Origin of the sequence: Methanobrevibacter sp. (genome assembly GCF_045116495.1) — an archaeon.
Lineage (GTDB): Archaea > Methanobacteriota > Methanobacteria > Methanobacteriales > Methanobacteriaceae > Methanocatella.
Map to the genome: position 1 here is coordinate 1 of NZ_JBGULU010000141.1, position 6,089 is coordinate 6,089.

General features: G+C 35.2%; 5 protein-coding genes, 1 tRNA gene and 1 pseudogene. 3 read left to right on the plus strand and 4 right to left on the minus strand.

The genetic code is table 11. The features are described 5' to 3' along the window. Positions 1-6 precede the first annotated feature (6 nt). Positions 7-78: transfer RNA gene (locus ACJMLH_RS07720), tRNA-Val, on the minus strand. 122 nt (positions 79-200) lie between these two features. On the opposite strand from ACJMLH_RS07720, the gene ilvE reads away from it, so the two are divergent. After that, positions 201-1,124, plus strand: coding sequence for a branched-chain-amino-acid transaminase (ilvE, locus tag ACJMLH_RS07725; RefSeq protein WP_405276390.1), 924 nt, complete (start codon positions 201-203; stop codon positions 1,122-1,124). A 12-nt stretch (positions 1,125-1,136) separates the two neighbouring features. Further along, complete coding sequence (gene uppP, locus ACJMLH_RS07730; protein ID WP_405276392.1) at positions 1,137-1,970, plus strand: undecaprenyl-diphosphatase UppP; 834 nt, start codon at positions 1,137-1,139, stop codon at positions 1,968-1,970. 53 nt (positions 1,971-2,023) lie between these two features. On the opposite strand, the gene ACJMLH_RS07735 is transcribed toward uppP, so the two are convergent. From ACJMLH_RS07735 to ACJMLH_RS07745, 3 genes are all read right to left on the minus strand, one after another. Beyond that, positions 2,024-4,051: a hypothetical protein gene (locus tag ACJMLH_RS07735; RefSeq protein WP_405276394.1), complete on the minus strand. Its 2,028-nt coding sequence runs from the start codon at positions 4,049-4,051 to the stop codon at positions 2,024-2,026. Positions 4,052-4,199: 148 nt separating this feature from the next. Beyond that, positions 4,200-5,267, minus strand: a complete 1,068-nt coding sequence (gene cobT / locus ACJMLH_RS07740) for a nicotinate mononucleotide-dependent phosphoribosyltransferase CobT (protein WP_405276396.1) — start codon at positions 5,265-5,267, stop codon at positions 4,200-4,202. Next, positions 5,260-5,808 carry a hypothetical protein gene (locus ACJMLH_RS07745; RefSeq protein WP_405276398.1) on the minus strand — a complete coding sequence of 183 codons (549 nt, stop codon included), beginning with the start codon at positions 5,806-5,808 and terminating at the stop codon, positions 5,260-5,262. Before ACJMLH_RS07745 ends, cobT begins: the two co-directional genes overlap by 8 nt. A 78-nt stretch (positions 5,809-5,886) precedes the next feature. On the opposite strand from ACJMLH_RS07745, the pseudogene ACJMLH_RS07750 reads away from it, so the two are divergent. Then, positions 5,887-6,089, plus strand: a pseudogene (locus tag ACJMLH_RS07750) (serine/threonine protein kinase); the annotation flags it as partial.

A 6,089-nucleotide genomic window follows, 5' to 3' on the forward strand; every position in this document is an offset into this window, starting at 1 on the left:
AATGAGTGGTTCCGACGAGACTCGAACTCGTGATCCCCTCCTTGTAAGGGAGGTATCATACCACTAGACCACGGAACCAACAAATATTATTATGGATTTACTATTATATATACCTTTCTATTTTGACAATTTTTGTTAAGAAAATTATATTAATATAAAATATTATATCTATACTTATAAAAAAAATTTGAAGTGATATAATGGCATGGGACGATAAAGAAACTAAAGTTTGGATGGACGGAGAATTTGTTGAATGGAAAGATGCGAACATTTCAGTACTTTCTCACGTTGTTCATTATGGTACTAGTGTTTTTGAAGGCATTCGCGCATATGAAAATGAAAATGGTGTGGCAGTATTTCGTCTAAAAGAACATGTACAACGTTTATTTGATTCTGCAAAAATTTATAAGATCGATATTCCGTTTACACAGGAAGAAGTTGAAGAAGCTATTTTAGAAACTCTTCGTGTCAATGATTTAGGGGCATGTTACATACGTCCAATCGTATTTAGAGGATATGGAGAATTAGGAGTAAACCCATTAGGCTGTCCTGTTAATGTAGTAATCGCTGCCTGGGAATGGGGATCATACCTTGGAGAAGAAGGAATGGCAAACGGTGTAGACATTGGTGTTTCATCATGGAGAAAACCGGCACCGGATACTTTCCCTGCACTTGCAAAATGTGGTGCAAACTACATGAACTCCCAGTTAGCCAAACTCGAAGCCATCGACAACGGATTCGATGAAGCAATCATGCTTGATTATGAAGGACATGTTTCCGAAGGTAGTGGTGAAAACATTTTCCTTGTTGAAAACGGAAAGTTATTCACTCCATCAATGTCCTCATCCAACCTCAGGGGAATTACCAGAGATTCCGTCATGACCATTGCACGTGACTTAGGATATGAAGTAGTTGAGGAAGTCATTTCAAGAGAAAGATTATACTCTGCAGATGAAGTATTCTTCACCGGAACCGCAGCTGAAGTAACTCCAATCCGTTCAATCGACCACAGACAAATAGGAATTGGAAGAAGAGGACCAATCTCTGAACAATTACAAACAGCATTCTTTGATATTGTGGAAGCAAAAGTTGAAGATAAATACGATTGGTTAAGTTATATCTAAGCGGTGTAATCTATGGATATAATTCAGGGAATTATAATCGGTATTGTTCAGGGTCTGACAGAATTTTTGCCGGTTAGTAGTTCAGCTCATTTGGTGTTTATCCAAAACATATTGGGTGTTGAAAGCTCTCTAGCTTTCGATACTTTTCTTCATTTGGGATCCCTGCTTGCAGTTTTATGGTTCTTTAGAGGAGATATCATTAAAATGATTTTATCCTGGATAATCAGTATTCAGGACATTTTCCAGGGAAGATTCAGACAAGGTTTAATCGATGATCCTTATAAAAGACTTGCATGGTATGTGATTTTAGCTACAATTCCTGTCGCTATTGTCGGAGTATTGTTTGATGATGCTGTGGAATCATTGTTTGCCGGTGCATTATATGTTCCTGCATTTTTCCTGTTTGTAACTGGTACAATCCTTTACCTGTCTCAAAGAATGACAAGCGGTCAGATTAATTTAAAAAATATCGGTCCTAAAGAATCATTATTCATGGGATTAGGTCAGGCATGCGCAGTTTTACCTGGTCTTTCACGTTCAGGTACAACAATCGCAGCGGGTCTTGTAATGGGACTTGACAAGGAATTTGCAGCTAAATTCAGTTTTATTCTATCAATTCCTGCTATTTTTGGTGCGTTTCTATTGCAACTTAAGGATATTGGTGGGGCAATGGATGCAAACTTTTTACCTGTAATTTTAGGTTTCATTGCAGCATTTATTGCAGGATATGCAGCTATTAAATGGATGCTTGAATTAATTCAAAAAAGAAGTTTGGATATTTTTGCTTACTACTGTTGGATAGTAGGTATAGTTGTATTTATGGGCTCAATAGCTCATGTATTTTAGATGTAATTTGCATTAAATTAAAAAAAATAAATCAATTATCATATGATAATTGATTATGCAATTACTTTAATTTTTTTGGTTAAGGTAGTGGTTCCGTAAGTTTTAGTTGACTTGAAACCTACTTTAACGGTATATTTTTTACTTGCTTTTAGGTTAATAGTGATTTTTGCCTGTCCTTTGGAATTTGTTGTTTTGATAAATGTTTTACCTTTGAGTTTGAATTTAACTTTAATATGCTTTATCGGTTTTTTATCTGCATTTTTAAAGGTGACAACATATTTTCCTTTTTTGTGTATTGTAGTTTTTGAAGCTTTAATAATAGGTTTCACTATTTTTACCTTAATGGATTTGCTGGTTCCTGTATGGTATTTATTTCCTTTGTAGGTAACTTTTACATTGAATGTTTTAGGAGTATCCTTAATTTTAAAACGAGCTATTCCATCATCATCAGTATATGCACTATATGTTTTACCTCCTATTTTAATTGATACTTTTTCACCGACAATGCCTTCTTTATAACAGTTCAATAAGCTTACGGATAGCTTTTTGGTGCTTTTATAGTATTTTGTAAAATCATTTACACTTAATGTTGAATATTTTGAGTCTACATCCAATTTCAATATCTGGTTGTCTATTTTTGCATAAACCTCATCATCATTTTCTTCAGGCTTAATATTAAATGTTGCAACACCATTCACCAATTTTTTTGTAATGGTTTTTGAAGATGTGTAAACTGTAACTTCTAAAGGAAGATTAATGCCTTCAGTTAATTTGCGGATTTCTTTTGTTTCATTGTCAAAGTAATAATTTAAATCTACAGTTAATGTATTCTTTTTATTTTTATAAACAATGCCGTTATCTGATGAAAATGTCATGACCAGCCATCTTGAAGCGTTGATTTTTTCAGGTCTGTGGTCACTGCTATGTGGAGAGTAATAATAGGAACTTACGTTGTTTTGCCCCCACCAGCAGTATAGTACACTTGCATTATCATCCAAAGCGATGTCTCCATAATATCTGTCTTTAATAATGTAGTTTCCAACAATTGCACATTTTTCCATGATAAGCTCGGTGTCTTTAAAGTTATTGGTTACCGCTCCAAGGTATCCTGCATGATTTTTTTCAAAAATGGAATTATAAACTTTTGTAATTACATGCTGGCCGCTTGGCGGTGCTAAAAGTGCAGCAGCATAGTATTTGACATCATTATATCCGAAATAACTGTTGTTTATGACTGCATAGTTATGATTGCTTATGGCTCCGGCAGTATAGTTTGTTGTTAAATATTCAAATCTGCAGTTGTTGATTGTTGCGTTTCCAAGGTTTAGCAAGGCAGCCGCTGAGTAAACCACAAAATTATTTGAAAATATGCATCCGTCTAAGTTTAATTTTCCATTTGATGCAATGCAGCATCCTACACTTTCCTGGGAGGTCATTATGTTTTGAGTAAAATTGGAATTTCTAATGCTAGTCTGTCCAATCGTAAAAATAACTCCTCCATATTGAACTGCAGTATTGTTTATAAAACATGTATCTTCAATAGTCAAAGATCCAAAATTATTGTATATTGCTCCCCCATTCAAATATCCTTGAGAATTTCGCAAAATACAATTTTTAATTATAATTTGTCCGCCTTCATTATAAATCAGCCCTCCATTATCAGTTAAATTACCATTTGTTAATGTAAGATTAATTAAAGTTAATTTGCTGTTTGAATTCATTGTAAATAATCTTCCGGATAACTCACAGTCAATTATGGTATTCTCTTTTGATTTACCGATAAGTGTAACTGATTTGTCTAATGAAATATTTCTGTTGTCTTCACCCACGTAACTGCCTTCATTTAGATATATTGTAGAATCATTCGAAGTGAAATCTATAGCATGTCTTAAGCTTTTATAAGGATTTTCTAGACTTCCATCTCCTGAATCATCATTGCCGTCAGGTGATATATAGGTTTTAAATGCATCTGAACTTGTAATATTGGTGTTAATATCGTCTATTGCACTAACGCAGTTTATTGTTGTAATTATTGATAAAATTACTAAAATCAGCAATATTTGTTTAAATCGTCTATTCATTTTACCCTCCTTGTATAAGAATATTCTTATCGATAGTAGTTTTGTAGAATAAAATTAATAAAGATATCTAATGAGGTGTAAAATGGTTGATTTGCGATGGTAAATTTTGGTGATGAGGTAGATTAAAAAAGGTTTAGAGAATTAATCTCTATTTGCATACCTTTTCTATTCTTTTTCTAAGTTTTTCAACGGAATTTCCTAAAACGAGTGCGGTATACATGGCTCCTCCGGCTCCTGCACCCTCTTTAACAAATCCTTTCAGGTAATTTTTCAAACCGCCATGCTCTGATTCTTCAAATCTTGGGTCCACTACATTAACGGTAATGTTATCGTCAATCTGTTTCAATATTCCGAAGAGATCTGCGGTTTCATCTCCTGCCACAAATACGGTGGTGGCTAAATTAATTCTTGTAAAATCAAAATTAGGCTGAACGGATTTTACAATTGCACAGACTGCAGCCATCTGTGTTCCGCCTGCTAAAATAATCGGAATTTCTGAACCTAAAACTATTCCGGACATGGCAGCTAGTGTAGGGTCTCCTACAGCACCAATGGCTTGCATTGCGTCAATGTCATCTTTTTCAGGGTCAAGACCTGCATTTTTCAATCCTTCATCGACGACTTTTGTTTTCATGTCATGTGGATTGTGTGGCATGCTGCCGCTGACTTTTTCATTTGCATCATAGCCCAGAGCTCTTAAGACACCTAATGCGGTGGTAGTTCCTGCAGCAATGCTTTCACCGATAATGAGCATTTCATGTCTTCTTGACAGTTCTGCACCTAAATCCTTTGCATTTTCAAATATTTCCAGTGGATTTAAAACTCCTTTTCCGGTTCTTATGTCTCTTCCATAATCATTCCCGAGATGGACATATTCAACGTCAGGCTTGATTTTGGAACCTGCATCAACAATAACGAATGGGATATTTGCAAGTTGCAGTGCAGCTTTGGTAAGTCTTGCAGGTGTAGGTGCTGCTTCATCACCCACTACGGTTTCAGCCGGCGCATCACAGCATCTTACTTCGCCTAAAATCATAAATTCAGCATCTGAAGCGGGAGTGTATTCTGTCAAATCCGCTGATGGACCTGCTCCTGAAATTCCTTCAATCAATGAGGTTTCAGTAGTTCCAATTGTAAGTAAAAATACAGAATCATCACATTCCTGAAGCATTTTGGTTAATTCATCAGATCCGTAAGTTGTAATTCCATCAATCATTGTTTTCACCCTGTTTTTTCAACAAATCAATAATGATTTTGTTTTGATTAATAATTTTCTTGTTTTGAAGCATGATTTTCTTAAGCATTTCGATTTCCGGAAGTTCATCATCCCTGTAGAATTGCTGACCGTCCCTGGCTCTTGGAGGAATTCTAATCTGGTCTTTTGGCGGAAGGGATGTTTTTTCTTTCATTGGAGGAACTTCCATTTGCTCTTGAGGTGCTGACTGTTCGTCTGACCTTGGAGGTATTACTCCTCTTGAAGCGCTGTCCTCGTTTGAAACGAAGTCAACATACCTGTGTGTTACCTTATTTTTTGACCTTTCGTCAAGCAATTCCATCATTCTGTCATCCACTTCTTTAACACCATGAAGCTGTTCCTGTTCCACCTCATGCAACAATCTTTTTTGAATATTGTAAGCATTATAAATTGGAATTCCACGAATTTCACATTCGTTTTTAAACATTTCACTGATGTTAATGTCTCCTGTCAATTTTTTAACTCTTTTCTGTTCCGGAGTATTTGCACTATAAAATCCCATGTTTTCACATTTGTTTTTTAAATTTAAAAAATATTTTTATATTCTTAATTATTAAATAATATTAATTAAATTTTTCAGTTGATTATTTTGATAAGTTTAGGAATTGAAGGAACTGCAGAAAAAACAGGTGTAGGTATTGTGGATAGTGACGGAAATATACTGGCCATGGCTGGAAAACAGCTATTTCCGGAAGAAGGGGGCATTCATCCAAGAATTGCTGCAGAACATCACGCAGAGTGGATTCCTAAGCTGATTCCTGAAGCTATTGCTCAGGCAGGAAT